The 26,852-nt window shown below is 70.4% G+C and carries 25 protein-coding genes; 5 read left to right on the top strand and 20 right to left on the bottom strand.

The features are described from left to right. Window positions 1–70: 70 nt before the first annotated feature. The 6 genes from GY170_RS15550 to GY170_RS15525 form a co-directional block, all read right to left on the bottom strand. Window positions 71–1,099, bottom strand: a complete 1,029-nt coding sequence (locus GY170_RS15550; protein ID WP_163895245.1) for an ABC transporter ATP-binding protein — start codon at window positions 1,097–1,099, stop codon at window positions 71–73. Continuing rightward, entirely contained in the window at window positions 1,096–1,872 is a 777-nt protein-coding gene (locus tag GY170_RS15545; RefSeq protein ID WP_163895243.1) for an ABC transporter permease, read from the bottom strand. Before GY170_RS15545 ends, GY170_RS15550 begins: the two co-directional genes overlap by 4 nt. Before the next feature lie 238 nt (window positions 1,873–2,110). Continuing rightward, window positions 2,111–2,950 (bottom strand): ABC transporter permease, encoded by an 840-nt coding sequence (locus GY170_RS15540; RefSeq protein WP_163895242.1) that lies wholly within the window; start codon window positions 2,948–2,950, stop codon window positions 2,111–2,113. A 6-nt stretch (window positions 2,951–2,956) separates the two neighbouring features. Next, the gene (locus tag GY170_RS15535) at window positions 2,957–4,156 is read right to left on the bottom strand and encodes an ABC transporter substrate-binding protein (RefSeq protein WP_163895240.1); all 1,200 of its coding nucleotides are present in this window, start codon (window positions 4,154–4,156) and stop codon (window positions 2,957–2,959) included. Window positions 4,157–4,745: 589 nt separating this feature from the next. Beyond that, a complete protein-coding gene (locus GY170_RS15530; protein ID WP_163895400.1) occupies window positions 4,746–5,165 on the bottom strand; it encodes a Fur family transcriptional regulator in 420 nt (139 codons plus the stop codon). Window positions 5,166–5,240: 75 nt separating this feature from the next. Beyond that, on the bottom strand, window positions 5,241–5,933 hold the full coding sequence (locus GY170_RS15525; RefSeq protein WP_163895238.1) for a DUF599 domain-containing protein: 693 nt from the start codon (window positions 5,931–5,933) through the stop codon (window positions 5,241–5,243). A gap of 129 nt (window positions 5,934–6,062) precedes the next feature. Here GY170_RS15525 and GY170_RS15520 point away from each other — a divergent pair, with 129 nt between their 5' ends. The 3 genes from GY170_RS15520 to glcF are packed head-to-tail and all read left to right on the top strand — an operon-like array spanning window position 6,063 to window position 10,002. After that, a complete protein-coding gene (locus GY170_RS15520) occupies window positions 6,063–7,535 on the top strand; it encodes an FAD-linked oxidase C-terminal domain-containing protein (RefSeq protein ID WP_163895236.1) in 1,473 nt (490 codons plus the stop codon). An 11-nt stretch (window positions 7,536–7,546) separates the two neighbouring features. Further along, on the top strand, window positions 7,547–8,626 hold the full coding sequence (locus tag GY170_RS15515; protein WP_163895234.1) for an FAD-binding protein: 1,080 nt from the start codon (window positions 7,547–7,549) through the stop codon (window positions 8,624–8,626). Continuing rightward, complete coding sequence (glcF, locus tag GY170_RS15510; RefSeq protein WP_163895232.1) at window positions 8,626–10,002, top strand: glycolate oxidase subunit GlcF; 1,377 nt, start codon at window positions 8,626–8,628, stop codon at window positions 10,000–10,002. The genes GY170_RS15515 and glcF overlap by 1 nt, the downstream gene beginning before the upstream one ends. 437 nt (window positions 10,003–10,439) lie before the next feature. Here the strand turns inward: glcF and GY170_RS15505 are convergent, their stop codons facing one another. From GY170_RS15505 to GY170_RS15495, 3 genes are all read right to left on the bottom strand, one after another. Continuing rightward, a complete protein-coding gene (locus GY170_RS15505; RefSeq protein WP_163895230.1) occupies window positions 10,440–12,092 on the bottom strand; it encodes a KpsE/RkpR family capsule polysaccharide export protein in 1,653 nt (550 codons plus the stop codon). Beyond that, a complete protein-coding gene (locus GY170_RS15500; RefSeq protein ID WP_163895228.1) occupies window positions 12,076–12,729 on the bottom strand; it encodes an ABC transporter ATP-binding protein in 654 nt (217 codons plus the stop codon). The genes GY170_RS15505 and GY170_RS15500 overlap by 17 nt, the downstream gene beginning before the upstream one ends. A gap of 282 nt (window positions 12,730–13,011) precedes the next feature. Beyond that, window positions 13,012–14,547, bottom strand: a complete 1,536-nt coding sequence (locus tag GY170_RS15495) for an MORN repeat-containing protein (protein ID WP_394351497.1) — start codon at window positions 14,545–14,547, stop codon at window positions 13,012–13,014. A 161-nt stretch (window positions 14,548–14,708) separates the two neighbouring features. Here GY170_RS15495 and GY170_RS15490 point away from each other — a divergent pair, with 161 nt between their 5' ends. Next, complete coding sequence (locus tag GY170_RS15490) at window positions 14,709–16,370, top strand: NAD+ synthase (RefSeq protein WP_163895225.1); 1,662 nt, start codon at window positions 14,709–14,711, stop codon at window positions 16,368–16,370. Window positions 16,371–16,373: 3 nt separating this feature from the next. Here GY170_RS15490 and GY170_RS15485 read toward each other — a convergent pair whose 3' ends face one another. From GY170_RS15485 to GY170_RS15435, 11 genes are all read right to left on the bottom strand, one after another. Continuing rightward, window positions 16,374–16,946, bottom strand: coding sequence for a cob(I)yrinic acid a,c-diamide adenosyltransferase (locus GY170_RS15485; RefSeq protein ID WP_163895223.1), 573 nt, complete (start codon window positions 16,944–16,946; stop codon window positions 16,374–16,376). After that, window positions 16,946–17,149 carry a twin transmembrane helix small protein gene (locus GY170_RS15480; RefSeq protein ID WP_163895221.1) on the bottom strand — a complete coding sequence of 68 codons (204 nt, stop codon included), beginning with the start codon at window positions 17,147–17,149 and terminating at the stop codon, window positions 16,946–16,948. Before GY170_RS15480 ends, GY170_RS15485 begins: the two co-directional genes overlap by 1 nt. 29 nt (window positions 17,150–17,178) lie before the next feature. Next, a complete protein-coding gene (locus GY170_RS15475; RefSeq protein ID WP_163895220.1) occupies window positions 17,179–18,042 on the bottom strand; it encodes an SDR family NAD(P)-dependent oxidoreductase in 864 nt (287 codons plus the stop codon). A gap of 165 nt (window positions 18,043–18,207) precedes the next feature. Continuing rightward, entirely contained in the window at window positions 18,208–20,415 is a 2,208-nt protein-coding gene (locus tag GY170_RS15470; protein ID WP_163895218.1) for a 3-hydroxyacyl-CoA dehydrogenase NAD-binding domain-containing protein, read from the bottom strand. A 4-nt stretch (window positions 20,416–20,419) separates the two neighbouring features. Further along, window positions 20,420–20,893, bottom strand: a complete 474-nt coding sequence (locus GY170_RS15465; protein ID WP_163895216.1) for a cupin domain-containing protein — start codon at window positions 20,891–20,893, stop codon at window positions 20,420–20,422. Further along, entirely contained in the window at window positions 20,893–22,104 is a 1,212-nt protein-coding gene (locus GY170_RS15460) for an acetyl-CoA C-acetyltransferase (RefSeq protein WP_163895214.1), read from the bottom strand. The genes GY170_RS15465 and GY170_RS15460 overlap by 1 nt, the downstream gene beginning before the upstream one ends. 22 nt (window positions 22,105–22,126) lie before the next feature. After that, the gene (locus GY170_RS15455) at window positions 22,127–22,768 is read right to left on the bottom strand and encodes a glutathione S-transferase family protein (RefSeq protein WP_163895212.1); all 642 of its coding nucleotides are present in this window, start codon (window positions 22,766–22,768) and stop codon (window positions 22,127–22,129) included. A 293-nt stretch (window positions 22,769–23,061) separates the two neighbouring features. Further along, window positions 23,062–23,274 carry a hypothetical protein gene (locus GY170_RS15450; protein WP_163895210.1) on the bottom strand — a complete coding sequence of 71 codons (213 nt, stop codon included), beginning with the start codon at window positions 23,272–23,274 and terminating at the stop codon, window positions 23,062–23,064. A 92-nt stretch (window positions 23,275–23,366) separates the two neighbouring features. Next, window positions 23,367–25,145 (bottom strand): acyl-CoA dehydrogenase C-terminal domain-containing protein, encoded by a 1,779-nt coding sequence (locus tag GY170_RS15445; RefSeq protein ID WP_163895208.1) that lies wholly within the window; start codon window positions 25,143–25,145, stop codon window positions 23,367–23,369. A 31-nt stretch (window positions 25,146–25,176) separates the two neighbouring features. After that, window positions 25,177–25,578 carry a MerR family transcriptional regulator gene (locus tag GY170_RS15440; RefSeq protein WP_163895206.1) on the bottom strand — a complete coding sequence of 134 codons (402 nt, stop codon included), beginning with the start codon at window positions 25,576–25,578 and terminating at the stop codon, window positions 25,177–25,179. A gap of 317 nt (window positions 25,579–25,895) precedes the next feature. Then, entirely contained in the window at window positions 25,896–26,282 is a 387-nt protein-coding gene (locus GY170_RS15435) for a MerR family transcriptional regulator (protein ID WP_163895204.1), read from the bottom strand. A 123-nt stretch (window positions 26,283–26,405) separates the two neighbouring features. On the opposite strand from GY170_RS15435, the gene GY170_RS15430 reads away from it, so the two are divergent. Beyond that, complete coding sequence (locus GY170_RS15430) at window positions 26,406–26,852, top strand: PaaI family thioesterase (RefSeq protein WP_163895202.1); 447 nt, start codon at window positions 26,406–26,408, stop codon at window positions 26,850–26,852.

The raw sequence follows: 26,852 nt of genomic DNA, 5'->3' as shown, positions 1-26,852 counted from the left end.
GCCCCGGCACGCTCCCCGCCCACCCACCCCGCGTGCCGGGGCAGCGGCCTCTCGCGGCGGGGCCGGGGGCTCAGGCGGAGGGCAGACGCCAGAGGTTCTCTGCCGGCAGGTGGATCTGCACGATGTCCCCCGGGGAGAGGCCCGCCGCCTCCGCCGGGCGCCAAAGGGCCGTGAGGATCGTGCCGGAGACGTCGAGCTGCAGCCGCGTCGCGGTGCCGAGGAATTCCGCCTCCACCAGCCGGGCGGAGAGGGTGTTCTGGCCCGCGCCGGGGCGGATCGCCTCTGGCCGGATCGTCAGGGTGCCGGGGCCGATGGCGGGCGCGGAGAGGGCGAGCGGGCCGACGGGGCTGGAGAAGCTCGTGCCGCGGCCATGGCCGGGCAGGAAGGTTTCGGCGCCGAAGAAACGGGCGACTTCTGCGCTGACGGGGCGGGCGTAGATCTCCTCCGGCGGGCCCTCCTGCGCGATGCGCCCGCCAAGCATCAGCGCCACGTGGGAGGCGAGAGCCGCCGCCTCCGCCTGGTCATGGGTGACGACGAGCGTGGTCGTGCCCGTCTCGCGCTGCAGCTCGCGGATCAGCGCCCGCATCCCCGAGCGCAGGCCCGCGTCGAGGCTGGAGAGCGGCTCGTCGAGCAGCAGCACCTGCGGCTCCAGCACCAGCGCCCGGGCGAGGGCGGCGCGCTGCGCCTGCCCACCGGAGAGCTCCGCGGGCCGCCGCGCGCCGAGGCCCTCGAGGCCGGTGCGTTCCAGCATCGCCGCCACCTGCCGCGCCGTCTCCGCCGCCGGGCGCCGGCGCATCCTGAGGCCGAAGCCGACGTTCTCCGCCACGCTCATCTTGGGGAAGAGGTGGGGCGACTGGAAGACCATCACCGCCCCGCGACGCTCCGGCGGGATGCGCGTGACATCCCGCCCGCCGATCCGCACGGTGCCCGAGGCCGGCGCCAGCAGGCCGGCGGCGATGCGCAGCGCCGTGCTCTTGCCGCAGCCGGAGGGGCCGAGGAGGGCCGTCAGCGCCCCCGCCTCGGCGGCGAGCGTCAGCCCCTGCAGGACCGGCGTCTCCCCGTAGCCATGGCTCAGCCCCTCCAGCTCCAGCCGGCTCATCGGCTCGCCCCCAGGCCGCGGCCGAGGGTGCGCGAGGCGAGGGCGAGCACGAGGAGGCCGGGGACGAGGTAGACCAGCCCGATGGCGCCGGCGATGTCGTGCCGCCCGGAGGAGAGGAAGGCGAAGAGCAGCAGCGGCAGCGTCTGCACCTGCCCGGCGCCGGCGACGAGGGTGGGGGCGTACTGGCTCCACGAGACGAGGAAGCCGAGCGCCCAGGCGGCGGCGAGCCCGGGGGAGAGGGCGGGAAGGGTGACGCGGGCGAAGGCGGCGGCGGGCGAGGCGCCGAGCGAGCGCGCCTGCGCCTCCTCGTCCGGGTCGAGCCCGGAGAAGAGCGCCGCGAGCAGGAGCGTGGCGTAGGGCAGCACGGGGATGAGGTGGACGAGCGTCACGCCGGCGAGCGTCCCCGTCAGCTCTGCCCGCGTCATCAGCCCCTGCAGCCCCATCGTCACCGCCAGCCCCGGCACCAGCACGGGCGCGAGGACGAGCAGCATCATCGCGCCCTTGCCCGGAAAGCTCCGCTGCCCCAGCGCCCGGGCGGCGGGCAGGGCGAGGGCAAGGGAGACGGTGGCGGCGAGGGCGGCGATCAGCGTCGTCACCCCGAGCGCCGGCAGCAGTCCGCCGGCGGGGGAGAGCGCGTAGTCCCAGGCGGCGAGGCTCCAGCGAGAGGGCAGCAGGTCGGGGAAGAACCAGCCGCGGGCGAAGGCCCAGGGGATAAGCGGCAGGAGCGGCAGGAGCAGCAGGGCCGCGGCGAGCCAGACGAGGGCGGGTCTCATCGGGCCGCTCCGTACCGGCGGCGCGCTTGTGGCGCCGGGAGGACCGGGGGCCAGCCCCCGGACCCCCGCGGTATTTTCGGCCAGATGAAAGGGGGGCGGGGTGGCAGGCCGGCCCGCCCGGGGGCAGACCGGTGAAGGGTGGGGTGACCGGCCGGGTCCGTCTCGGTTTTCATCTGGCCGAAAATGCCGCGGGGTCCGGGGCAGAGCCCCGGGTCTCTCCACCTGCGCCCCGGCCCGGTCATCGCCGCGCCCGCGCCACGAGCCCGACCAGCCCCGCCGCCACCGCCGCCGTCATCAGCGCGAGGGCCATCGCCTCCGGCCGCTCCGTCAGCGAGGTCGCCGTCTCCTTCTGCCAGGCCAGCACTGGCAGGGCGAGCGGGTGGGAGGCGCCGAGGAGCGCCGGCAGCTCGTAGGCGCCGAAGGCGAAGGCGAAGGTGATGGCGCCGGCGGCGGAGAGGGTCGGGGCGAGGGCGGGCAGGGTGACGAAGCGCAGGGCCTGCCAGCGGCTGGCGCCGGTGGTGCGCGCCGCCTCCACCGGGCCGGGGCCGAGGCTGGCGAGGGTGGAGAGGGCGAGGAGCGTGACGAAGGGGACTTCCTTGACCACGTAGGCCGCGATGGTGCCGGCCGCCGCCCTGTCCCAGACCAGCGCCGGGAACTCCGCGGGCGCGTCGATCCAGCCGAAGGCCGCCGCCCCCCGAGCGGCGAGGCCCGACTGGGAGAGGAGCAGCAGCACCCCCGCCCCGGCGAGCAGGTGCGGCACCGTCAGGTTCACCTGCACGAGGAGCCGCGCCAGCCCGGCGCCGCGGAACGGGCGGGCGAGGCCGAGGGCCAGCGCCGTCCCCGCCACCAGCGACAGGGCGGTGGCGGCGGCGGCGATCCAGAGCGACAGGGCGAGGGCGCGCCATGTCTGCGGGTCGGTCAGCACCTCCCGCCACGGGGCGAGCGACCAGCCGTCCATCCCGATCTCCGGCATGTGGCCGAGGCTGCGGGCGGCGCCGAAAAGCAGCGCCCCGCCGAAGAGCGGCACCAGCACCAGCAGCACCGGCGCGAGGAGCAGCAGGGTGGGGGCGCGGCGCATGCGCCGCTACCGGGTGCCGACGGTCTCGATCCACCCCGCCTCGATGGCGGCGATCCAGTCCGCCGACAGCTCCGGCAGCGCCGCGCCGGCCAGCTCGGCCGGGGACACGACGGAGGGGTGGGAGGGCAGGGCGGCGAAGCTCTCCTGCACGTCCGAGGGCAGGCGATCCTCCACCAGCACCGAGGCGGCGCCCCAGACCTCGGGGCGCGCCTTCTCCAGCTGCGCCTCGGGCGAGAGGATGAGGTTCTGCAGCACCAGCGCCGCGGCCTTGTTGGCCGCGTTGTAGGGGATCAGCGTGTAGTTGGTGTTCGCCAGCGTGCCGCCGTCCAGCCCGTAGCTGCGCACCGTCTCGGGGAACTGGCCCGCCTCGACCCCGGCACCGAACTGGCTGGGGTTGTACTCGAAGCTGAGGGCCACCTCGCCATTGGCGAAGAGCTGCTGCAGCTGGGTGATCGAGGTGGGATAGGTCGCCCCCTCGCGCCAGAGGCTGGGCTCGAGCTCGTTGAGCAGCTCCCACGTCTCGCCGGCCACCTCGTCGAACACCTGCTGGTCGAAATCGCCGAGCAGCCGGTCCGGCCCGCCGGCGACCTCGTAGAAGACATGGCGCACGAAGGCGGCGCCGTTGAAATCGGGCGGGGCGGGGTAGGTGAACTGGCCGGGGTTTTCACGGGCGAAATCGAGGATCGCCTCGATGGAGCGGGGCGGCTCGTCCATCCGCGCGCTGTCATAGGCAAAGGCGAATTGCGCGCCCGACCACGGCACCTCGCAGCCCTCCGTGGCCAGCCCGAAATCGTAGGCGATGGCGGGGCTCTGCCAGTCGACATACTCGGCGTTGGGCAGCAGATCGGTGTAGCCGCAATAGGCGAGATCGGCCTCCATCATGGTGCGGAAGTTCTCGCCGTTGATCCAGATGAGGTCGACGGCGCCCTCGTTGTCATTGCCGGCGGCCTTCTCGCCGAGGACGAGGTTCACCGCCTCGGTTGTATCCGCCACGCCGACGCGGTTGAGGGTGATCTCGTAGGGCTTCAGGAGGCCGCCGAGATACTCGCTGACATAGCGGTTGATGTTGTCGGCCCCGCCCCAGAGGAAGAAGTTCACCTCGCCGCCGCGCGCCTCTTCCACGACCTCCTCCCAGGAGAGATCGAGCAGGTCCTGTGCGCCGGCGGATGCGGGCAGCAGGGCGAGGGCGAGGGCGATGGATCTCATGGCGGTACCTTTGGCAAATGTCGTGGGCCCACAGACACATGGAGCGGGGCCGGGCGCAAGGGGCGGGGAGAGCCCGAGAGGCCGGATCGGCACCCCGGGGCCGGCGAGGTATACCGTGCCTGCAGCTTGTCTCCGGCTGAGGGCAGGCCTCTGCCAAGTGTCGATTGGGGCGTCATGCGGGGAGTGTGGGTCGCCGCCCGCGGCGATGCCAGTGTTGCCGAGACACCTTCACGTCAGTGGTGGCGGAACCCCACAGCTCGGTCTCCCGCACTGCATGGGCCCAATGACGAGCTTTCCCTTGGGGGCGCCCGTCGACTCGAGGGCGACAGGCGCTGGGATCGCCTTTGACAGCGGGACGACGCCGGCGACCGCGGGGAGGAGCACGCCTTGCCCGCCGCTTCGGCGATGCCGGCGAAGCTCTCTGGCGCGGCCTTGCCGATCAAGCGCGCGACGGGAAACACCCCGCGCCAGCACGCGCGGACGGCCTCGACTGGCGGTGCGCAGGGGTTTCTCGTGGAGGGTCGGGCGTAGATCGCCATGACGGAGAGAACCGGCCCGCGAGATCCCGGGACTGCTCGCCGCGGCCCGTTCAGCGCTTGCGGCAGTAGAGCTCCAGCTTGTGGCTGACGATCTCGTAGCCGTGCCGCCGGGCGACCTCGCGCTGCAGGCGCTCGATCTCGGCGGAGACGAACTCGATCACCTCGCCGGTGTCGAGATCGACGATATGGTCGTGATGCGGCGCGTCCGACGTCTCAAACCGGGCGGGCGCGCCCTCGAAGGCGAGCTTCTGCACGACGCCCTTCTCGGAGAGGGCCGCAAGGGTCCGGTAGACGGTGGCCAGCGAGACGGCCGGCTCCTCCGCCTGCACGCGGCGATGCAGCTCGGGCACGTCGGGGTGATCGTCCGCCTGCGTCAGCACCTGCAGGATGGCGCGGCGCTGGCGCGTGACGCGCAGGCCCGCGGCCCGCAGGGCGTCGTCATGCTCTTCGATGCGGGCCGGGTGTGACATGAGCCCCATGATAAACTTCGCGGCCGGCGCGTGCCACCGGTTCGTGGCCCGTTGGTGACGCCGGTTTCACGGCGCTCAGGGCGCGTCCTGCAGCACCTTGCGGGAGGCGGAGGCGAACTCCCGGCTCCACAGGACCCACGTCACCACTGCCGCCGCCAGCGCCAGCGCCGCGGGGCCGAGGAGCCACGCGAGCGCGCCGAGCGAGAAGTACATCGCGCGCAGCCCGCGGTTGAAGTTCCACGCCGCGCGGATGTTCAGCTCCGCCGCCTGCGCCGCCCGCTCTTCCGCCCCCGCGGCGCCCGGCTCGGCCGGCACGGCGCCCATGACGACGGCGCAGTAGCCGAAGAGCCGGTGCGACCAGACGAAGCGCAGGAAGGCCTGGGCGAGGAAGAGCGCCACCACGAGGAGCTTCACCTGCCAGAGGAGCGCCGGCGCCGTGTCCTGCCCCAGCTCCTGCGCGACGTTCTCCAGCGGGGCCGTGTTGCCGACCAGCGCCAGCACGGCGCCGATGGAGAGCAGCGAGGTGGAGGCGAAGAAGCTCGTCCCCTGCCGCAGCGTGCCGAGGAGCTGGGCGTCGAAGATGCGGTTCTCGCGGCGGACATATTGCCGCATCCATTCGCGCCGGTAGCCGGCCATCAGCACGGTGACGGAGGGCGTGCGCCCCGGGTGCTCGATCCGCCAGCCGATCAGCAGCCAGGCGCAGAGGAGGAGCGCCAGCGCGGCGATGTCCCATGGCGAGATGACGGCGAGGAGGTGGTCGACCTGCATGGGCCCGAGCATGGGGCCGGGCGCGGGCGGGCGCAATCTCCCTTCGCCGGCGGCGCGGGGCGGTGCGGGTCGTCCCTTGCCCCTCCCGCGCCCGGGGCCTAGCCTTTCGCCCCAAGGAGGACCGCCCCCATGCAGATGCCTGTGCCCGACGCCGCCGTGCTGGCGAAGACAGCGCAGGTCGTCGCCCGGCTGGAGGCGGCCCTGCCCGGCGCCGTCATCTCCGACCCTGTCGAGCTGCGCGCCTACGAATGCGACGCCCTCACCGCCTACCGCTGCCCGCCGCTCGCCGCCGTCCTGCCGCGGACGACGGCGGAGGTCGCCGCCGCGATGCGCATCTGCTCGGAGGAGGGCGTGCCCGTCGTCCCCCGCGGCGCCGGCACCTCGCTCGCGGGCGGGTCGCTGCCGACGGCGGACAGCGTCATCCTCGGCCTCGCCCGCATGACCCGCGTGCTGGAGGTGGACTACGCCGACCGGGTGATCCGGCTGGAGACGGGGCGCACCAACCTCTCCGTCACCGGCGCGGTGGAGGAGGCGGGCTTCTTCTACGCCCCCGACCCGTCGAGCCAGCTCGCCTGCGCCATCGCCGGCAACATCGCGATGAATTCCGGCGGCGCGCATTGCCTGAAATACGGGGTGACGACGAACAACCTGCTAGGGCTGACGATGGTCACGATGGAGGGCGAGGTGGTGGAGATCGGCGGGCCGTGGATGGATGCGCCGGGGCTGGACCTGCTCGGCGTCATCTGCGGCTCCGAAGGGCAGCTCGGCGTGGTGACGGAGGCGTGGCTGCGCATCCTGCCCAAGCCCGAGGGCGCGCGCCCCGTGCTGATCGGCTTCGACAGCTCCGAGACGGCGGGCGCCTGCGTTTCCGCCATCATCCGCGCCGGGCTCCTGCCCGTCGCCATCGAGTTCATGGACCGGCCCTGCATCGAGGCGACAGAGGCCTTCTCCGGCGCCGGCTACCCGATGTGCGAAGCGCTGCTCATCGTCGAGGTCGAGGGCAGCCCGGCGGAGATCGACGCGCAGCTGGCCCGCATCGGCGCCATCGCCCGCAGCTTCGACCCGGTGGAGCTGCGCGAGGCGGCGGATGCCGACGAGGCGGCGCGCATCTGGATGGGCCGCAAGAGCGCCTTCGGGGCGATGGGGCAGATGGGCGACTACATCTGCCTCGACGGCACCATCCCGGTCAGCGAGCTGCCCATGGTCCTCCGCCGGATCGGAGAGCTGGCGGCGGCGCGGGGGCTGAAGGTGGCGAACGTCTTCCACGCCGGGGACGGCAACATGCATCCGCTCATCATCTTCGATGCCAACGCGCCGGGACAGCTGGAGGAGGCCGAGGCGCTGGGCGCGGAGATCCTGACGCTCTGCGTCGAGGCCGGCGGCTGCCTGACCGGTGAGCACGGCGTCGGCGTGGAGAAGCGGGACCTGATGGCCGTGCAGTACGGCGAGGCGGATCTGGAGGCGCAGATGGCCGTGAAGGACGTCTTCGACCCGCACTGGCTGCTGAACCCCGCCAAGGTGTTCCCGCTGGGCGCGAGCGAGCGGCGTCGGCAGGGGGGCCAGCCCCCCGTCGCCGTTGGCGACTCCCCCCGGGATATTTGAAGAAAAGCGAGATGCGAGAGATTGGTAGCGAAGAGGAGCTGGCGGAGCTGCTGGCCGGGCGGAACGCGCCGCTGAGCGTGGGCGGCGGGTTCACGCGCGGGATGACGGGTGAGGGCGAGCGGCTGTCGGCGGCGGGTCTGACCGGCATCCGCCTCTACGAGCCGGGGGCGCTGACGCTGGTGGCGGGGGCGGGCACGCCGCTCGCCGAGGTGGAGGCGGCGCTGGCGGCGGAGGGGCAGCGGCTGGCCTTCGAGCCGATGGATCATCGGGGGCTTCTGGGGACCTCCGGGCAGCCGACGATCGGCGGGGTGGTGGCCGGAAACGTCTCCGGCCCGAGGCGCGTGGTCGCGGGGGCGGCACGGGATTTCTGCCTCGGCGTGCGCTTCGTGGACGGGCGGGGGCACGTCGTGAAGAACGGCGGCCGGGTGATGAAGAACGTCACCGGCTATGACCTCGTCAAGCTGATGGCCGGCAGCCGAGGGCGGCTGGGGGTGATCACCGAGGTGTCGCTCAAGGTGCTGCCGGTGCCGGAGACGGAGGTGACGCTGGCCGGGGAGGGCGGCGTGCCTGTGCTTGCGGCGGCGCTGGGCTCGCCCTTCGAGGTGACGGGGGCCGCCGTCTCGGGCGGGCGGACGCTGATCCGGCTGGAGGGGCTGGCGGAGAGCGTCGCCTATCGGCAGGGCGCGCTGGCGGCGCGGCTCGGCGGGGACTGGGAGGTCCTCGAGGGCGAGGCGAGCGCCGCGCTCTGGCGGGGCGTGCGCGACGTGGCGCCGTTCCACGGGAAAGAGGGCGCGGTGTGGCGCGTCGCGGTGCGGCCGGGGCGGGCGCCGGAGCTGCTGGAGGCGCTGGGCGAGGAGGCGGTGGTCGACTGGGGCGGCGGGCTCGTCTGGCTGCTGGTCGGCGGCGACGGTCGCGCCGAAGAGGTGCGGGCGGCCGTCGAGCGGCTCGGCGGCCACGCGACGCTGGTGCGGCGGGGCGGGGTGCCGGCCGGAGTGCCGGCGCTGCAGCCGGAGCCGGCCGGCGTGGCGCGGCTGACGGGCGGGCTGACGCGCGCCTTCGATCCGCGCGGGATCTTTGCGGGAGCAGGCTGATGCAGACGAACTTCACGGCCGAGCAGCTGGAGGATCTTGGCACCGCGCGGGCCAACGAGATCCTGCGCGCCTGTGTCCATTGCGGCTTTTGCACCGCGACCTGCCCGACCTACCAGGTACTGGGCGACGAGCTCGATTCCCCCCGCGGGCGCATCTACCTGATGAAGGACATGCTGGAGAACGAGCGGGTGCCGGATGCCCGGACGGTCACCCATATCGACCGCTGCCTCTCCTGCCTCGCCTGCATGACGACCTGCCCGTCGGGCGTCCATTACATGCACCTCGTCGACCATGCCCGCGCCTATATCGAGGAGCGCTACGAGCGCCCCCTCGCTGACCGGGCGCTGCGCTGGATGCTGGCCCGCATCCTGCCCCACCCGATGCGCTTCCGCGCGGCGCTGGCGGCGGCGAAGCTGGCGCGGCCGGTGCGGGGGCTCCTGCCCGACAAGCGGCTGAGAGCGATGGTGGAGATGGCGCCGAAGCGCCTGCCCCCCGTCAGCCGCAATGACGATGCGCAGGTCTTTCCGGCCATCGGGGACCGGAAGAAGCGCGTCGCGCTGATGACGGGCTGCGCGCAGAAGGCGCTGAACACCGATATCAACGACGCGACGATCCGGCTGCTGCGGCGGCTGGGCTGCGAGGTCGTCGTGGCAAAAGGGGCGGGGTGCTGCGGGGCGCTGACCCACCACATGGGCAAGGAGCGCGAGGCGCATGGCAGCGCCGGGCGCAACATCCGGGCGTGGGAGGCGGAGATGGCGGGCGAGGGGCTCGACGCCATCGTCATCAACACCTCCGGCTGCGGGACGACGGTGAAGGATTACGGCCACATGTTCCGCCAGAGCGACCTGGCGGAGCCGGCGGCGCGCGTCTCGGCGCTGGCCATGGATGTCTCCGAGCTGCTGGCGGAGCTGATGCCGACCGCCGATGCCGCCACCGCGCAGCCGGCGAAGCAGGGCGTGGCGGGGCTGGAGGGGCGGGAGCCGCGCGCCGTCGGGCCCGAGGGGCTGACGGTCGCCTACCACGCCGCCTGCTCGCTGCAGCACGGGCAGAAGGTGAAGGCGGCGCCGAAGGCGCTGCTGCGTGCCGCCGGTTTCCGCGTGGTGGAGCCGGCCGACAGCCATCTCTGCTGCGGGTCGGCGGGGACGTACAACCTCATGCAGCCGGAGATTTCCGCCGAGCTGAAGGCGCGGAAGGTGGAGACCTTGCGGGCGACAGCGCCGGACGTGATCGCCGCCGGCAACATCGGCTGCATGATGCAGATCGGGCAAGCCGCGGGCGTGCCGATCGTGCACACCGTGGAGCTGCTCGACTGGGCGGCCGGGGGGCCGAAGCCGCGGGCGATGGACGGGGCGGTGGCGGGTGGTTTGGTGGGTTGAAAACCCACACTACGGGGACGGGCCTCTCCGCTGACGCCACTTCGTAGGGTGGGTTTTCAACCCACCGATCCCCACGTTTCCGCCATCCCCCGCCCGGTGCCGGCACCTCGTAGGGTGGGTTTCTAACCCACCGGCGCGACATCTCCGCCGCTCATTCCCCCGCCCGGTGCGCGCCTAAGGCGCAGGGCGCGCGCCGGCTCGCCCCGCGGGCTGGCGCTCTGGTTGGGCTGGGCGCGGAGGTCTCAGCGAGGAGGTGATGGCACCATAAGGAGCGGACCCGTCGGGGCGCCACCCCACGGGCCGGCGCTCGCCCTGCGCCTGCGATGGTGCGCGCGGGTGGAGGCGGCGTGGGGCGAGGGGCGCCCTGCCGAGTCCGCTGGCAGGCGGCGCGCGCCTCGGGGGTGGCGGGCTGAAGCCCGCCCTGCGGGCACTCCCGCCTAGGACGCGATCTGTTCGCGGAGGATCGAGGCGGTGAGGGAGATCATCAGGTAGATGCCGGCGAAGAGGAGGAAGGCCAGCAGCGTGTTCTCGAAGGCGCGGGGGTAGCTGGGCTCGTCGGGGGCGACGGGCTCGACGCCGAGGGAGAGGTAGCGGACCTGTCGGTTGGCCTCCTGCCGCGCCACCTCCATCGCCTGCAGGGCCTGCTGCACCATGAGCGTCTGGAAGGTGTAGTTCTCCTCCGCCGTGCGCAGCTCGGTGTTGCGCGCGGCCAGCGAGCCGCCTTGCGTCGCCTCGTCCGTCATTTCCGAGCGCAAACCGGCGATCAGCTCCTCGATGCCGGCGATCTGGCCCTGCAGCGCCTCCACCTGTGCGGCGTTGGGGCGGGCGACGTTGAGGCGGGTCTGCAGCTCCAGCTGGAGCTGCTGGCGCTGGGTCTCCAGCTGCGAGATCTGCTGGGTGCGGGCCGCCGTCTCGCCGATGGGGTCGATCTGCTGCGCCGCCTCCTGGATGGTCAGCCAGTCCTCCAGCGCGGTGGCGCGGCGCGCCTCGGCCTGCTCGTAGGCCTCCTGGGCGCCGGCCATGGAATCGGCGCGCAGGCGCGAGGTGAGCTGGTCGACCTGCTCCTCGGCGTAGTCGATCAGCGCTTCGGAGAAATTCTGGCTCACCGCCGGGTCGGGGGCGATGACCTCCATCTTCACGATGCCTTCGGTCGGGTCGTAGCTGATCTTCACGTGATCCTGGTAGGTCCGGTAGGCCTCCTCGTTGGTCGCCTCCGGGTCGAGCCGCTGGATCGCGTCGATGGCGGGGGCGGAGTAGATGTCGCGGAAGTCGTGCTCCTCGTTCAGCCGGCGGAAGGCGGCGCGGCTGGAGAGGTAGGATTGCACGGTGATGGAATCCTGCTGCGTGGCCATCGAGGTGCCCTGCAGCAGCCCGCCGAGCCCGGCGCCGGCGGAGGCCGGTTCGGCCTGCTGGATGACGAACTCCGAGTGGGTCGCGTACATCGGCGTGGCGATTCGGGTGAAATAGATCCCGGCAAGCAGCGTCGGCAGCGCCACGAGCACCGCGAGGCGCAGCGTGAGCAGGACCATGCGCCGGCGGCGGCGGCGCGCCATGTCCCGCTGGATCTGCTGGACCTCGGCGAAGCCGGCGGCGGCGGCCGTTTTCTTCGGCTCCACCCGCTCGGTGGAGGGGAGCGTCTTCCTCTCGGGCACCGTCTGCGGCAGCTGCACCCGGGCCTTCGCCTTCAGCTCGCCGCCCTTGCGGGGCGTGGTGGCGGGCAGGGCCTCCGGCGCCGGTTCTGGGGCTGCCTCCTCGGGCGCGGCGGCGGGCTCTTCACCCGCCTCGCTCTCGCCGGGGACGACGAGCTCGAGGATGTTGGAGCGCTGGAAGGGGTCGATGCCCTTCGCTCGGAGCTGGCGGACGGCATCGAAATCGGAGGTGACGGCAAGCCCGTGCTTCTGCGCGACGCGGCGGGCCATGCGTAGCTGGCGGCCGGTCAGCCCCTCGGCGCGGATGGCGTCGATCGCCTCGGCGGCGCTGGAGGGGGCGGGCGCTTGCGTCGTCACCTCCGTGCTCAGCGCGGTGGAGCCGATGGTGAGTGGCGCGGCGCGGCGGAGGCGGAACTTGCGGACCTTAGGCTTGGTAGTCATAGAGCTCCCTGGCCTCTTCCAGCGTGTCGAACATGGTCAGGCGCCCGTCTTTCAGCACGGCGGCGGTGCGCGCGAAGCGCTCCAGCACGTCGGGCAGGTGCGAGACGATGACGACGGTGGTCGTCTCCAGCCGCTCGCGCAGGATGTCGCCGGCCTTCTGGTTGAAGGCGGCGTCGGTCGTCTGCGGCATGCCCTCGTCGATCAGGTAGATGTCGAAATCCAGCGCCAGCAGCAGCGAGAAGGTGAAGCGGCTGCGCATCCCGGCGGAATAGGTGCCGACAGGCATGTCGAAGTATTCCTCGATCCCGGTCAGCCAGCGGCAGAACGCCTCGACGTAATCGGGGTCGAGCCCGTAGAGCCGGGCGATGTAGCGGGAGTTCTCGCGCGCCGAATGCTTGTTGTTCACCCCGCCCATGAAGCCCAAGGGGAAGGAGACGCGGCAGTCGCGGACGATCTTGCCCTCGTCGGGTTTCTCCAGCCCCGCCATCATGTTGATCAGCGTCGTCTTGCCGGTGCCGTTGGGGGCGAGGATGCCGAGCGACTGGCCCAGCTCCACCCGGAAGGAGGCGCGGTCGAGGATCACCTTGCGGCGCTTGCCCGTCCAGAAGCTCTTGCTGACATTGATGAATTCGAGCATCCCGATCCGTCCGCCGCTGCCGGGGCAGGCCCGGTAGAGACAATTTACCTTACATTTGCCAGGGCGGGATAGACGCAGAATATGGCAAAAGAGCGCCCGGCTGCCCGGGATTCTGGGACGCAGCCATGGATTTGAGGTGAACGGCCGGCGCCGGGGCGCGCCATGGCGGGCGGGGAGACGGCGGCGGGGGCGTCAGGCCCCGGCCCGCCTCCCGCCCGCCCACCCCGGCGCGCCGGGGCCTGCCGCGGCGCGGTGAGCGTGGGGAGAGGCGGGCGGATCGCGCTATTCGATCTCGATCTCGCCGTCGAGGACGATCTCGGAGTCGTCCTCTGCGCCAGCCTCGTCCGGGGCCTCCGCCGTGGCGGGCGCATCGTCCACCTCAGGCATTTGCGGCGCCTCGCCCGGTTCGGCGACGGAGCCTTCGGTCAGCGCGCCGTCGCGCCAGTCGCCCGAGGCGACCTCGCCGGAGGCGTAGCGCATCGTGCCTTCGCCCTGCCGGCGGCCGCCCTCGAAGCTGCCTTCGTAGACGTCGCCGTTGGCGTAGGTGGCCACGCCCTCGCCGGAGATCTCGCCGTCGACCCACTGGCCCTCGTAGGTGAAGCCGTCGGGCATGGTGATCGTGCCGGTGCCGTGGCGCTGCCCGCCCTGGAACTCGCCGACATAGACGGTGCCGTCGGCATAGGTCGCCGTGCCCTCGCCCTCGCGCTGGCCACCCGACCAGCCGCCCGTGTAGCTGTAGCCGTCGGGGTAGGTCATCGTGCCCTGTCCCTCGTTGCGGCCGCCGACGAAGGAGCCCTCGTAGACCAGCCCGTTGGCATAAGTGGCCACGCCCTCGCCCTCGATCACGCCATTGACCCAGCCGCCCTCGTAGGTCGAGCCGTCGGCATAGGTGATGAGGCCCTGCCCGTTGGCGAGATCGTCGGCGAATTCGCCGGAATAGACGGAGCCGTCGGGGTAGGTGACCTCGCCGATCCCCTCGATCTGGCCGGCCTCCCACGCGCCGACGTACTTGTAGCCGTCCTGTGCGGTGAAGGTGCCCTGCCCGTGGCGGCGATCCTCCTGGAAGCCGCCCTCGTAGACGTCGCCGTTGGCATAGGTGACGCGGCCCGTCCCCTCGCGCCGGCCGGCGACAAGATCGCCCTCGTAGACGTCTCCGCCCGGCTGGGTGAGCGTGCCGGTGCCCTGCATCTGGCCCTCGACCCACTGGCCCTCGTAGGTGAGCCCGTCGGGCATCGTCAGCGTGCCCTCCCCGTCGCGCTCACCGTTGGTGAGGGTGCCGGTGTAGACCGAGCCGTCGGCGTAGGTGATCGTGCCCTCGCCTTCCTTCACGCCGTTGACCCAGGTGCCGGAGTAGACGTAGCCCGACGGCGTCGTCATCTCGCCCTGCCCGTGGTGCATGGCATTGCGGAACTCGCCCTCGTAGCGCACGCCGTTGGCATAGGTGGCGACGCCCTGCCCGGTGATCTTGCCGTCTTGCCACTCGCCCTCGTAGGTGCCGCCGTCGGCGAAGGTGATCTGGCCGACGCCGTTCGGCTTGCCGGCGGCGAACTGGCCCTCGTAGACGGAGCCGTTGGGGTAGGTGGCGGTGCCCTGTCCGCGGATCTCTCCCTCGAACCACTCGCCGGAATACTCGTAGCCGTTCGGCAGGCGATACGTCCCCTGCCCGTGCTGCTTGCCATTGAGGAACTGGCCCTCGTAGACGCCGCCATCCTCGTATTGCTTGGTGGTGACGGACTGGGCCATCGCCGCACCCGCGAAGGGGCCGGCGAGGGCGGCCGCCATCAGCCCCGCCCGGATCAGGCGGTCGATCCCGCGCATGTTCGTCATCTGCCCCACTCCCTGATCGTTCTTCCGGCGGCGATCCTCGCGGGCGCCAGCCTAGCCGCGTGCAGGGAGGCTGACAACTGCGGGGCCGGGGCGCTTTTCCTCGCCTCACGCTCCGTTTATGGGGGGTGGAACCTTGAAACGAGGAGCCGGCGATGCCCGACCGCTTCCGCCTCACCCTGGCGCAGCTCAACCCGGTGATGGGCGACATCGCCGGCAATGCCGCGCAGGCGAAGGCGGCCTGGGAGGCCGGGCGCGATGCCGGCGCCGACTTCGTGGTGCTGCCCGAGATGTTCTTGACCGGCTACCAGCCGCAGGACCTCGTGATGAAGCCGGCCTTCGCGCATGATGCGATGGCGGCGGTCGAGGCTCTCGCGCGGGAGTGTGCGGACGGCCCCATGCTGGGCATCGGCGCGCCCTATGTCGCGGAGACGGGGCTGCTCTACAACGCCTACGCCGTCCTGAAGGCCGGGCAGGTGCACTACCGCAAGCTGAAGACGGAGCTGCCCAACTACAACGTCTTCGACGAGAAGCGCGTCTTCGCCTCCGGCCCGCTCTCCGGCCCCTTCGATGCCGGGCCGCTGCGCATCGGCCTGCCGATCTGCGAGGATGCGTGGTTCCCCGACGTGGCCGAGGCGATGGCCGAGAGCGGCGCCGACATCCTCGTCGTGCCCAACGGCTCCCCCTACCGGCGCGACAAGTTCGGCGTACGGATGCATCACATGGTGGCCCGGGTGGTGGAGACGGGGCTGCCGCTCGTCTACCTCAACCAGGTCGCCGGGCAGGACGACCAGGTCTTCGACGGCGGCTCCTTTGTGCTCAACCGCAAGGGCGCGCTGGCGCTGCAGATGCCTGTCTTCGAGGAGATGATCTCCCACGTCGACTTCCACGAGGGGCCGGAGGGCTGGGTCGCCGAAGAGGGCGAGAAGGCCGTCCACCCCGGCACGCTGGAGCAGGATTACCGCGCCATGGTGCTCTCGCTCGGCGACTACATGCGCAAGTGCGGCTTCAAGACCGCGCTGCTCGGCCTCTCCGGCGGGGTGGACAGCGCGCTGACGGCGGCCATCGCCGCGGATGCGCTGGGGCCCGAGAACCTGCGCGCGGTGATGCTGCCCTCCGAATACACCTCCGGGCATTCGCTGGAGGATGCCAAGCTCGCCGCCGAGCGGCTGGGCTGCCGCTACGATTTCGTGCCGATCACCGAGGGGCGGGACGCGATCACCAACACGCTGGCGCCGCTCTTCGAGGGGCGCGAGCCGGATGTGACGGAGGAGAACATCCAGTCGCGCCTGCGGGGCCTGCTGCTCATGGCGCTCTCCAACAAGTTCGGGGAGATGCTGCTGACCACCGGCAACAAGTCGGAGGTCGCGGTGGGCTACGCCACGATCTACGGAGACATGAACGGCGGCTACAACCCCTTGAAGGATCTCTACAAGACCCGCGTCTTCGAGGTTTGCCGCTGGCGCAACGCCCATCACCGCCCGTGGATGAAGGCCCCGGCGGGCGAGGTGATCCCCGTGCGGATCATCGACAAGCCGCCCTCGGCGGAGCTGCGCGCCGATCAGAAGGACGAGGATTCGCTGCCGCCCTACGACGTGCTCGACGGCATCCTCGAGATGCTCGTCGACCGGGAGGCCAGCGTCGCCGATTGCGTGGCGGCGGGTTTCGACCGCGAGGTGGTCAAGCGCATCGAGCACCTGATCTACATCAGCGAGTACAAGCGCTTCCAGTCCGCGCCGGGCACGCGCCTGTCGAACCGGGCCTTCTGGCTCGACCGGCGCTACCCCATCGCCAACCGCTGGCGGGACCCGAGCTGAGGGCTACTGCCCCTTGCCGGGCACCCAGAGGATGTCCGCCCGGCCGCCGTCGTTCGCCATGCGCGACGCGGCGAAGAGCCAGTCGGACAGGCGGTTGAGGTAGCGCAGGGCGGCGTCGTTGACCGCCTCGTCCTCCGCCAGCTCCATCGCCAGCCGCTCGGCGCGGCGCGTCACGGTGCGCGCGAGGTGCAGATGGGCGGCGAGCGGGGTGCCGCCGGGCAGGATGAAGCTGCGCAGCGGCTCCAGCTCGTCCGTCATGGCGTCGATCTCCGCCTCCAGCCGGGTGACCTGCGCCTCGGTGATGCGCAGCACGGGGTGGGGCGCCTCGGCATCCGCCTCCGGGTTCGGGCGGGAGAGATCGGCGCCGAGATCGAACAGATCGTTCTGGATGCGGGCAATGGCATCGGCCACGTCGCCCTCCGCCGAGAGGCTGGCGAGGCCGAGCGCGGCATTCGCCTCGTCCACCGTGCCGTAGGCGGCGACGCGGGAGGCGTGCTTCTTGACGCGGCTGCCGTCGGACAGCGCCGTCGTGCCGTCATCGCCGGTGCGGGTGTAGAGCTTGGAAAGTACGACCATCAGTTGGACCTCAGCCAGACGTAAAGGAGGATCATCGCGATGGCGAAGGCCTGCGTGCCGACGCGCCAGCGCATGATCCTGTTGGCGTTGCGCTTGTTGAACTCCCCGCCCCGGCCGAAGGTGCCGATGCCGAAGAGCAGGACACCGGCCACCAGCAGCACGGCGCCGAGCGGCAGAAGCAAGAGGGGATCGTCTCGGAGCATGGGGGTCTCCTCCCGGTTAAGGGCCGCGCTCAGGCCGCGCGGCGGGGGCGGGCCGGCCTCGGCCGGTTGACGTAGAGGATGATGCCGTCGACCCAGCGGGCGGGCAGGAAGCGCCGCCCGACGGAGGCGACGAAGGCGGGCAGGGTGACGGTGTAGCGGGCGCGGGGGCGGCGCGCCTCCAGCGCCCGGGCGAGGACCTTCGTCACCGCCGAGGGCGGCAGCTCGAAGGAGTCCTTCGCGGGGTTCTCCGAGTAGAGGCGGCTGCGCAGGACGAGGTAATCGGCGGCGCGGGCGGAGCGCTGCCAGTCGATCCACTTCTCGAAATGCGGCACGGAATTGCGGCGGATCTCGCTCGTCACCGGGCCGGGCTCGATCAGCACGACGTCGATATTGGCGGAGCGCAGCTCCAGCCGCGAGACATCCGCCAGACCCTCGATGGCATACTTGGTGGCCGAGTAGGCGCCGCGCCATTCGTAGGGGATCAGGCCGAGGATCGAGGAATTGTGCACGATCCGCCCATGGCCCTGCCGGCGCATGACCGGGATGACCTGACGCGTCAGATCATGCCAGCCGAAGACGTTGGTCTCGAAGATCGCCCGCAGCGCGTCGCGGGGCAGATCCTCCGACGCCGCGGGCAGGCCGTAGGCGCCGTTGTTGAAGAGCGCGTCGAGCGTGCCGCCCGTCGCCTTGAGAACCTCGGCGAGACCGGAGCGGATGCTCGCCTCGTCGGTGTAGTCGATGCGTGGGGATTCGAAGCCCTCGTCCCGCAGGCGGGCGCAATCCTCCTCCTTCCGGCAGGAGGCGAAGACCCGCCAGCCCCGGTCCCGCATCCCGCGGGCGGCGTCATAGCCGATGCCGGAAGAGCAGCCGGTGATGAGGAGGGTCTTTTCCATGCGCCCTTTCTGGGGGCCGACGCGGGGAACGGCAAGGGGGCGGGCGGTGGCGTCCGGGGGCGAGGGCAGGAGCGGGGGGCTGTCTGCCCCCCGCGCCCCCCCGAGAGGTATTTGTAAAAGGGCGAGAGCAAGAGGGGCGGTGGCTGCCTGCTCCGGCTTTCGGGGTCAGGCCGCTTTGGCTTCCGGGCCGAACCGACCGTAGAAGCTCTGGCTCTTCTGGGCCATCTCGCGCAGGAGGGCGGGGGCTTCGAAACGTGGGCCGTGCTCGGCGGTGAGCTGGTCGCAGATCGCGACGGCCTTCTCCGCACCGAGGATGTCGAGCCACGAGAACGGGCCCCCGGACCATGGCGCGAAGCCCCAGCCGAGGATGGCGCCGACATCGCCTTCGCGGATGTCGGTGAGCACGCCCTCTTCCAGCGCCCGCACCGCCTCCAGCACCTGGGCCATCAGCAGGCGGTGCTGCACCTCGGTGACCTCGGGCTGATCGCCGGCCACGGGGTGGCGGGCGGCGAGCCCGTCCCAGAGGCCGGTGCGCTTGCCCTTCTCGTCATACGCGTAAAAGCCGGCCTTCGCCTTGCGGCCGAGGCGGCCCTCATCGGCGAGCCAGAACATCAGGTCATCCACCGGCGCCATGTCGGCCGGGTACCCATCGCCCATGCCGGCCTTGGTGGCCTTGGAGATCTTCACGGCGAGGTCGATGGAGGTCTCGTCGATCAGCTGCAGGGGGCCGAGCGGCATGCCGACCAGCTGCGCGGCGTGTTCCACCAGCGCGGGGGCCACGCCTTCCGTCACCATCCGGGCGCCCTCGTTGAGGTAGGGGATGATGCAGCGGTTGGCGTAGAAGAAGCGCGCATCATTCACCACGATCGGCGTCTTGCGGATCTGGCGGACGAAATCGAGCGCCTTGGCGACGGCGCGGTCGCCCGTCTTCTCGCCCTTGATGATCTCCACCAGCAGCATCTTGTCGACCGGCGAGAAGAAGTGGATGCCGATGAAATCCTCGGGCCGCTCGAAGGCGCCCGCCAGCTGGGTGATCGGCAGGGTGGAGGTGTTGGTGGCGAAGATGCACTCCGGCCCGATGATCTTCTGCACCTTCTGGGTGATCTCGGCCTTCACGCCCGGGTCTTCGAAGACGGCCTCGACGATCAGGTCGCAGCCCGCCAGCGCCTCAAGCTCCGTCGTGGCGTTGATGCGGCCGAGCACCTCGGCCTTGCCCTCGGGCGTGACCTTCTTGCGGCTGATGCCCTTGTCGAGGATGCCCTCGGCATGGGCCTTGCCACGGTCGGCGGAGGCCTGCTCCTGGTCGATCAGCACCACCTCGATGCCCGCATTGGCGGCGACATAGGCGATGCCCGCGCCCATCATGCCGGCGCCGAGGACGCCGAGCTTGGCGACCTTCTGGTCGGGCGCCTCGGGGCGGTTGGCGCCCTTCTCCAGCGCCTCCTTGTTGATGAAGAGCGAACGGATCATGGCGCTGCTGGAGGGGTTCATCAGAACGTTGGTGAACCAGCGCGCCTCGATGCGCAGGGCGGTGTCGAAGTCCACCATCGCGCCTTCATAGATGGCCGAGAGCATGGCCTTGGCCGCCGGGAAGGCGCCCCAGGTCTGCCCGTTGACCATGGCGGAGGCGCCAACGAAGGTTTGAAAGCCCGCCGGGTGGAAGGGAGCGCCGCCGGGCAGCTTGTAGCCCTTCTGGTCCCATGGCTTCACGCAATCGGCCTCGGTGGCGTTCAGCACCCACTCCTTGGCGCGGGAGAGCAGCTCATCGGCGGGCACGACCTCGTCCACGAGGCCCGCAGACTTGGCGGCCTTGGGGTCGCTGAGCTTGCCTTGCAGCAGGAAGGGCGAGGCGCCCATGGCGCCCATCATGCGCACCAGGCGGGTGGTGCCGCCGGCGCCCGGGAAGATGCCGACCTTGATCTCCGGCAGGCCGATCTTGGCCTTCGGGTTGTCGGCGAGGATGCGGCGGTGGCAGGAGAGCGGGATCTCCAGCCCGATGCCGAGCGCGGTGCCGGGCAGGGCGGCGACGGTGGGCTTGCCGCCCTTCCTGGTCTTGGGGTCCATGCCGGCGAGCTCGATCTTCCGCTCCAGCCGGTGAAAGCCCATGATGCCGTCGAAGAGCCCCTGCGCAGGGGTGTCGCCGGCGCTGTCCTTCATCTTCGCGATGACGTTGAGATCCATCCCGCCGGCGAAGTCTTTCTTGCCGGAGGTGATGACGATGCCCTTCACCGCCGCGTCGCCATGCGCCTTGTCGATCAGGCCCGAGAGCTCGTCGACGCCCTCCAGCGAAAGCACGTTCATACTCTTGTTAGGGACGTCCCAGGTGATGACGGCAACGCCGCTCTCATCGACCTCGTAGTTGAAATCGCTCATGAGGTTACTCCTCCGGTTTCGGCTGCCGCGGGTAGGGCGTGCCGTCGAGATGGGTGTGGCCATTGGCCGTGCCGAGCATGTCGAGCCCGGGATAGGTGCAGATGTTGCGCTCGTCGCGCGACCCCAGGATCAGGTAGGTCGCGGGCGCCTCGGTGTGGTTGCGCAGGCAATGCGCCACCGGCTCGCCGGCCTTCCAGCAGACCCAGTCGCCGGGGTGGATGATGATCTCTTCGTCGTCTTCCACGACGGTCAGCTCGCCCTGCAGCAGGTAGCAGAACTCGTCTTCATGGCTCTCCCAGTGCATCTGGCTCGATTGCCCGCCGGGATGCAGGGTTTCGAGCGCGATGCCGAACTGGGTGAGCCCGCCGGGATCGGAGAGATGCGTGTAGGTCAGCGCACCGCCCGGCATGGTGTAGGGCGCGGGGTAGGCGGGGCCGGGCGTGACCGGCGTGCCACTGCCGTTGCGAAAGACGGCCATCAGACCCGCTCGATGATCGTGGCGGCCCCCATGCCGGAGGCGACGCAGAGCGTGGCGAGGCCGGTGGAGAGGTCGCGCCGCTCCATCTCATCAAGCAGGGTGCCGAGGATGATGGCCCCCGAGGCGCCGAGCGGGTGGCCCATGGCGATGGCGCCGCCGTTGACGTTGACCTTGCTCTGATCGAGCTGGAAGGCCTGCAGGAACCGCAGGACGACGGCGGCGAAGGCCTCGTTGACCTCGAAGAGATCGATGTCACCGATGGACATGCCGCTGTCGGCGAGGATCTTCTCGGTCACCGGGACGGGGCCGGTGAGCATGATGGTCGGATCGGTGCCGATCTTGGCGGTGGCGCGGATGCGGGCGCGGGGTTTCAGCCCGTGGGCCTCGCCGAATTCCTTGGAGCCGATGAGCAGGCCCGCCGCCCCGTCCACGATGCCGGAGGAGTTGCCGGCGTGGTGGATATGGTTGATCTCCTCGAGGTGGGGGTACTTCATCAGCGCCACCTTGTCGAAGCCGGGCATGACCTCTCCCATCTCGCGGAAGGAGGCCTTGAGGTTGCCCAGCGCCTCGACGGTCGTGTCGGGGCGCATGTACTCGTCATGGTCGAGGATGGTCAGGCCGTTCTGATCCGTCACCGGCACGATGGACCCGGCGAAGCGCTTCTCCGCCCACGCCTCCGCCGCTCGCTTTTGGCTCTGCACAGCGTAGGCGTCGGCCTCCTCGCGGGTGATGCCGTACTCGGTGGCGATGATGTCCGCCGAGATGCCCTGCGGGACGAAGTAGGTGCCCATCGCCACACTCGGGTCGACGGCGATGGCGGCCCCGTCGGAGCTCATCGGCACGCGGCCCATCATCTCCACCCCGCCGGCGATGTAGCCGGCGCCGGCGCCGCCCTTCACCTGGTTGGCGGCGAGGTTCACCGCCTCCAGCCCGGAGGCGCAGAAGCGATTGATGGACAGGCCCGGGATCGACTGGTCGAGCTTCGAGGCGAGGACGGCGGTGCGGGCGAGGCAGCCGCCTTGCTCGGCGACCTGCGTGGCGTTGCCCCAGATCACGTCCTCCACCGCATGGCCCTCGAGCCCCGACCGCTCCTTGAGCGCATCGAGCACGCCGGCGGAGAGGCGGACGGAGGTGACCTCCTGCAGGGCCCCGTCCTTGCGGCCCTTGCCGCGCGGGGTGCGGACGGAATCGTAGATATAGGCGTCGGTCATCATGTCCTCCTTCGCGCCCGGCTCACGCCCTGTCGGAGGGGTTGCCGGGCATCAGCTCATACGGGTGCGCCCATCCGGGAAGTGCGGCGATCCGGTCGAGCCAAGCGTCGATATTCGGCCAGTCCGCCCGGTCGAAGCCGAACGGTTCCGGGTAGAAGAGATAGGAGCAACAGCTCAGATCCGCGATGGAAACCTCTCGTGACGTTGCGATCCACGTCCGCCCCTCCAGCGCTGCCTCCAGCACCTGCAGCGCGGCGCGAACCCGGCCCTGAAGCCAGGCGATCACGTCGGCATTGCGATGCTCCTCGGGGAGGAAGTTCATGAAGTAGCGGAGCGCGCCGGCCTGCGAGGACATCTTGTGATTGTCCCAGAAAAGCCAGCGCAGCACCTCCTGGTGCTCCGCCTCGTCCGCCCAGCCGAGCTTGCCGGCCTGCTCCACGACGCGCAGCTGGATAAGGGCGGACTGGCTGAGCCGGGTCTCGCCGTCGACGAGCACCGGGCACTCGCCCATGACGTTGACGGTGTCGCGAAAGGTGGGGGAGCGGGTCTCGCCATTGAAGAAGTCGACGAAGACCGGCTCCCACGGAATGCCGGCGAGCGTCATCGACAGGGCCGCCTTGTAGGAATGGCCGCTTTCACCGAAGCAGTAGAGCTGTGCCGTCATGCTGTTTGGCTCCTGTTTCAACAGCGGGGGTTTTCCACCCCCGCACCCCCGGAGGAATATTTGAAGAAAAGCGAGGGCCGCGTTTACCGCCTGTAAACCAACCTGAGGGAAACTGGTCCTACGGTACAGGCTGGGAAGCCGATGACCGTGAAAAGCGAGGGCCGTCCCTGATCTCCTCTGGAGTAAACGGGGCGGCCTGAGCGCACCCTTGTTTCTCGCTTTTCTTCAAATATTCCCCGCCGGAGGCTCCGACGTCTCCACCCACGATGACGCCGGGAGTGGATCGCGAGCGGTCACCGCTTCCGGTCTTCCAGCTCTATGTTGAACAGCCGCAGGCGGTGGGGGAGCTTCTCCTCGTCCATCACGCTGTCGAAGTTCTCGAAGAGGAAGGACAGCGCCTCGCCCTCGTCCAGCCCCGCCTCGCGGGCGAAGCGCTTGAGGCGGCGGTAGCCGTCTTCCGTCATGGCGACGGGGAAGCGGCGGGTGAGGCGCAGGCGTTTGGGCATCGGCGGGCTCCGGCTCTCTGGCGGGCGGGCGAGCCGCCCGGCTGGGGCAGGGGCGGCGCGGTCCGCCCCCGTCCACGGGGTCGGGGCAGAGCTTAGAACGCCTCTTCGGCCAGCGCCATGACCGGCTCGGCGCCGCTCTCGATGCGGGCGAGGTGCATCTTCGTCGCCGGCAGGTGGCGGGCCATGTAGTAGCGGCCCGTGGCGATCTTCGCCTCGTAGAAGTCGCGGTTGCCGGTGCCGGCCTCCAGCGCTTCCGCCGCGGCTTTGGCCATCTGCGCCCACATCAGGCCGAGCGTGACATGGCCCATCATGTGCATGAAGTCGTAGGAGCCGGCGAGCGCGGCATTGGGGGTCTTCATGCCGTTCTGCATGAAGAACATGCCGGCGGCCTGAAGATCCTTCGACGCGGCTTTCAGCGGCTCGATGAAGCCGGAGGAGAGCGTCTCGTTCTCCTTGTTCTCGGCGCAGAAGGTTTTGACCATCTCGAAGAAGCCCATGACCGTCTTGCCGCCGTTCGCGGCGAGCTTGCGGCCGACGAGATCGAGCGCCTGGATACCGTTGGCGCCCTCGTAGATCATGGTGATGCGGGCATCGCGCGCGAATTGCGACATGCCCCATTCCTCGATGTAGCCGTGCCCGCCGTAGACCTGCTGGGCGGCCGTCGCCATCTCGAAACCCTTGTCTGTCAGGAAGCCCTTGATGACAGGGGTCAGCAGCGAGACCAGCGCCTCGGAGTCGGCGTCGCCGCTCCGGTGCGAGGCGTCGATGAGCGTGGCGCCCCAGTAGGTGAGCGCCCGGGCGCCCTCGGCGAAGGACTTCATGTCCATGAGGTTGCGGCGGATGTCGGGGTGGACGATCAGCGGATCGGCCGGGCCCTCGGGGTTCGCCGGGCCAGTCACGGCGCGGCCCTGCAGGCGGTCCTTGGCGTAGGCGAGCGCGGCCTGGTAGGCGGCCTCGCCCTGGGCGAAGCCCTGCAGGCCAACGCCCATGCGGGCCTCGTTCATCATGGTGAACATGGCGCGCATGCCCTTGTGTGCCTCGCCGAGCAGCCAGCCCGTCGCCCCGTCGTAATTCATCACGCAGGTCGAGTTACCGTGGATGCCCATCTTCTCTTCGAGCTTGCCGACGGAGACAGCGTTGCGGGCGCCGAGCTTGCCCTCCTCGTCATGCAGAACCTTGGGCACGATGAAGAGCGAAATGCCCTTGGTGCCCTCGGGGCCGCCGGGGATCTTCGCGAGCACGAGGTGGACGATGTTGTCCGCCATGTCGTGATCGCCGGAGGAGATGAAGATCTTCTGGCCGGTGATCTTGTAGGAGCCGTCGTCCTGCGGCTCGGCCTTGGTGCGCATGAGGCCGAGGTCGGTGCCGCAATGAGGCTCCGTCAGGTTCATGGTGCCCGTCCATTCGCAGGAGGCGAGGCGCGGCAGGTAGAGCGCCTTCTGCGCCTCGGAGCCATGGGCGAGGATCGCCGTGTAGGCGCCGTGCGTCAGGCCCTGGTACATGTTGAACGCCATGTTGGCGGAAACGAACGGCTCGTTGACCGCTGTGTGCATGACGTAGGGCAGGCCCTGCCCGCCGAACTCCTCGCCGGCGTCGATGGCCGTCCAGCCACCCTCGCGCACCGTGTCGAACGCCTCGCGGAAGCCGTCCGGCGTGCGCACCACGCCGTTCTCCAGCCGGCAGCCCTGGCTGTCGCCCACCATGTTGAGGGGGGCGAGGACATCCCGGGCCACCTTGCCGGCCTCTTCGAGGATGGCGGCGGTGAAGTCACGATCGAGCTCGGCATAGCCGGGCACGTCCCTCTCCGTGATCTTCAGCAGATCGTGGAGGACGAACTGCATGTCGTCGATGGGCGCGTTGTAGCTCGGCATATGTGTGTCTCCGTAGCGAGGCGTGGCCGGCTCAGCCGGCCTGGGCGATGGGCGGCCCCTTGCCCTCCAGGTCCTTCTCGCCTTGTTGGATCAGGCTTTCGAGGTCCTCGATGGCCGCGGCCAGTTCGTCGCGCTGGTGCACCATGCGGGCGTGGTGCTCGCGCGCGGATTGCAGGGCTTGGGCGGTCTGCGTGCGGCCGCCGTCGCCGAGGTAGTAGAGCTCCAGAAGCTGGCGGATCTCCTCCAGCGAGAAGCCGAAGCGCTTGCCGCGCAGGATCAGCGTCAGCCGGGCCCGCTCGCGGCGGGTGTAGAGGCGTCTTGTGCCCTGCCGGATGGGGCCGAGCAGCTCCTTGGATTCGTAGAACCGCAAGGTGCGGGGTGTTACGTCGAACGCCTCGCACATCTCGCGGATGGTCATGGTGTCTTCCGTCATGTCCGTTTCTCGATTGCAGCGGAAAGTCGCCCGTCTACAACCTTTTGAGGCGGAAGATAGTGGCTGCCTGACGCGAACGTAAACAGCGGAGGCCCCTCCGGAGGCCATAACCTCAGGTCACGAATCGGCCGTCCGGCGAAGCGCCGTTATAACCGTCTGAAATTTCGAGGTTTCCGCCGAGTCAGCGAAACAGGGCTGACGGCGCCCGGCGCGCGCGGAACCAAGCGCATGCGACCATTCGTCCCGCCCTAAAGTGCCGCCAATTGCTTGCGCGGGGGGCCGGGGCTGGGCAGTAGTGACCGCCCCCTGCCGCAGGGTCAGCTGTCAGGCAGGGAGCGGGAGGTTTCCTCTCGCAGGCTCTGCAGCTCGTCGATCGTCTCGTCGAGCTGGGCGCGCTGCTGGGCCAGCTCCTCCAGTTGCCTGTCCGCCAGCTCCAGCCACCGGCGCATCTGTGCCTCGGTGCCCTCGTGCTCGTAGATGAGCAGCCACTGGCGGATGTCCTCCAGCGAAAAGCCGAAGCGCCGGCCGCGGAGGATCAGCGTCATGCGCGCCACCTCCTTCGGGCCGTAGTAGCGCGAGCGTCCCTCGCGCTCCGGCGACAGGAGTTCGATATACTCGTAATATCGCAGCGTGCGCGGGGTCACATCGAACCGCGCGCACATCTCCTTGAACGACAGGCGGACGGGGACGTCATCATCGGGCATGCTGCACCTCCGAGAGAATGTTAACCCCGCCCTGTCGCGGCGGCAACAAGCCCCCCGACGCGTCGGCGGCTCTTGCAGGGGCGCGAGGGATGGAGGACGGTCGCAGGCGCGAAGGAGTGCCTCATGAGCGAGACAGGCGACAGCGAGGGTCAGGCGCGGCGGGAGCGCGTTGCGCGGGCCTTCATCGAGGGGCTGCCGCACGGGCGGGCGCTGGGGCTGAAGATGCGCGCCATCGGCGCCGGCACGGCGGAGATCGTCATGCCCTGGCACGAAAACCTCGTGGGGGACCCGTCGACTGGCGTCATCCATGGCGGCGCCGTCTCCGCCCTGATGGACACGACGGCGGGCGCCGCGGTCATGGCGCATCCCGACTGCCCGTCTGGCACCGCGACGCTCGACCTCAGGATCGACTACATGCGCTCGGCGACGCCCGGGCAGCCCATCGTGGCGAAGGCCACCTGCTACCACATCACCCGCACCGTCGCCTTCGTGCGGGCCGAGGCCTGCGACGAGGATGCCGACGATCCCGTCGCCGCCGCCACAGCCGCCTTCACCGTGGAGCGGGGCTGA

The sequence above is a fragment of the Pseudoroseicyclus tamaricis genome (genome assembly GCF_012070395.1).
Taxonomy (GTDB): Bacteria; Pseudomonadota; Alphaproteobacteria; order Rhodobacterales; family Rhodobacteraceae; genus Pseudoroseicyclus_A; species Pseudoroseicyclus_A tamaricis.
The sequence above is the reverse complement of the archived record's forward strand: the minus strand, read 5'-3'. Positions and strand labels throughout refer to the sequence as shown.

Bases quoted from the DNA above. Each gene is read 5' to 3' on its own strand.
- GY170_RS15550 (WP_163895245.1), bottom strand. From the start codon at position 1,099: ATGAGCCGGCTGGAGCTGGAGGGGCTGAGCCATGGCTACGGGGAGACG.
- GY170_RS15545 (WP_163895243.1), bottom strand. From the start codon at position 1,872: ATGAGACCCGCCCTCGTCTGGCTCGCCGCGGCCCTGCTGCTCCTGCCG.
- GY170_RS15540 (WP_163895242.1), bottom strand. From the start codon at position 2,950: ATGCGCCGCGCCCCCACCCTGCTGCTCCTCGCGCCGGTGCTGCTGGTG.
- GY170_RS15535 (WP_163895240.1), bottom strand. From the start codon at position 4,156: ATGAGATCCATCGCCCTCGCCCTCGCCCTGCTGCCCGCATCCGCCGGC.
- GY170_RS15530 (WP_163895400.1), bottom strand. From the start codon at position 5,165: ATGTCACACCCGGCCCGCATCGAAGAGCATGACGACGCCCTGCGGGCC.
- GY170_RS15525 (WP_163895238.1), bottom strand. From the start codon at position 5,933: ATGCAGGTCGACCACCTCCTCGCCGTCATCTCGCCATGGGACATCGCC.
- GY170_RS15520 (WP_163895236.1), top strand. From the start codon at position 6,063: ATGCAGATGCCTGTGCCCGACGCCGCCGTGCTGGCGAAGACAGCGCAG.
- GY170_RS15515 (WP_163895234.1), top strand. From the start codon at position 7,547: ATGCGAGAGATTGGTAGCGAAGAGGAGCTGGCGGAGCTGCTGGCCGGG.
- glcF (WP_163895232.1), top strand. From the start codon at position 8,626: ATGCAGACGAACTTCACGGCCGAGCAGCTGGAGGATCTTGGCACCGCG.
- GY170_RS15505 (WP_163895230.1), bottom strand. From the start codon at position 12,092: ATGACTACCAAGCCTAAGGTCCGCAAGTTCCGCCTCCGCCGCGCCGCG.
- GY170_RS15500 (WP_163895228.1), bottom strand. From the start codon at position 12,729: ATGCTCGAATTCATCAATGTCAGCAAGAGCTTCTGGACGGGCAAGCGC.
- GY170_RS15495 (WP_394351497.1), bottom strand. From the start codon at position 14,547: ATGCGCGGGATCGACCGCCTGATCCGGGCGGGGCTGATGGCGGCCGCC.
- GY170_RS15490 (WP_163895225.1), top strand. From the start codon at position 14,709: ATGCCCGACCGCTTCCGCCTCACCCTGGCGCAGCTCAACCCGGTGATG.
- GY170_RS15485 (WP_163895223.1), bottom strand. From the start codon at position 16,946: ATGGTCGTACTTTCCAAGCTCTACACCCGCACCGGCGATGACGGCACG.
- GY170_RS15480 (WP_163895221.1), bottom strand. From the start codon at position 17,149: ATGCTCCGAGACGATCCCCTCTTGCTTCTGCCGCTCGGCGCCGTGCTG.
- GY170_RS15475 (WP_163895220.1), bottom strand. From the start codon at position 18,042: ATGGAAAAGACCCTCCTCATCACCGGCTGCTCTTCCGGCATCGGCTAT.
- GY170_RS15470 (WP_163895218.1), bottom strand. From the start codon at position 20,415: ATGAGCGATTTCAACTACGAGGTCGATGAGAGCGGCGTTGCCGTCATC.
- GY170_RS15465 (WP_163895216.1), bottom strand. From the start codon at position 20,893: ATGGCCGTCTTTCGCAACGGCAGTGGCACGCCGGTCACGCCCGGCCCC.
- GY170_RS15460 (WP_163895214.1), bottom strand. From the start codon at position 22,104: ATGACCGACGCCTATATCTACGATTCCGTCCGCACCCCGCGCGGCAAG.
- GY170_RS15455 (WP_163895212.1), bottom strand. From the start codon at position 22,768: ATGACGGCACAGCTCTACTGCTTCGGTGAAAGCGGCCATTCCTACAAG.
- GY170_RS15450 (WP_163895210.1), bottom strand. From the start codon at position 23,274: ATGCCCAAACGCCTGCGCCTCACCCGCCGCTTCCCCGTCGCCATGACG.
- GY170_RS15445 (WP_163895208.1), bottom strand. From the start codon at position 25,145: ATGCCGAGCTACAACGCGCCCATCGACGACATGCAGTTCGTCCTCCAC.
- GY170_RS15440 (WP_163895206.1), bottom strand. From the start codon at position 25,578: ATGACGGAAGACACCATGACCATCCGCGAGATGTGCGAGGCGTTCGAC.
- GY170_RS15435 (WP_163895204.1), bottom strand. From the start codon at position 26,282: ATGCCCGATGATGACGTCCCCGTCCGCCTGTCGTTCAAGGAGATGTGC.
- GY170_RS15430 (WP_163895202.1), top strand. From the start codon at position 26,406: ATGAGCGAGACAGGCGACAGCGAGGGTCAGGCGCGGCGGGAGCGCGTT.